The sequence below is a fragment of the Paraburkholderia sp. SIMBA_027 genome (assembly GCF_046535315.1).
In the GTDB taxonomy this organism is placed as follows: domain Bacteria; phylum Pseudomonadota; class Gammaproteobacteria; order Burkholderiales; family Burkholderiaceae; genus Paraburkholderia; species Paraburkholderia tropica.
This window is the reverse complement of record NZ_JAWRWY010001400.1, coordinates 1-244: the sequence shown is the minus strand read 5'-3', so window position 1 is coordinate 244 and position 244 is coordinate 1. Positions and strand designations below refer to the sequence as shown.

Below are 244 nucleotides of genomic sequence, written 5' to 3'. Positions count from 1 at the left end.
AGCAGCGAGATCGACAGGAAGCCCGGCCGATGCGCGACGTCGAGCGCCAACAGCAGCGCGAGCGTCAACAGCGGCCATACGAGCGGATGGCGAAGCAATGTGCGTAGCCGCATCATGACCGGCCTCCCGCGATCAGTTGGTACACGTGTTCCTCCGACGCGTCGTCGCCGCTCAGCTCGGCGACCTTGCGCCGGTCGCGCAGCACCGCGATCCGGTGGCTCACGCGCACGACTTCGCTGATCTC

Annotated in this window: 1 pseudogene; it reads right to left on the bottom strand. The window is 67.2% G+C overall.

Features of this window, described 5'->3' with window-relative positions:
* Positions 1-116 (bottom strand): annotated as a pseudogene (locus SB764_RS43790) (ABC transporter permease); the annotation flags it as partial.
* Between the last annotated feature and the right edge of the window lie 128 nt (positions 117-244).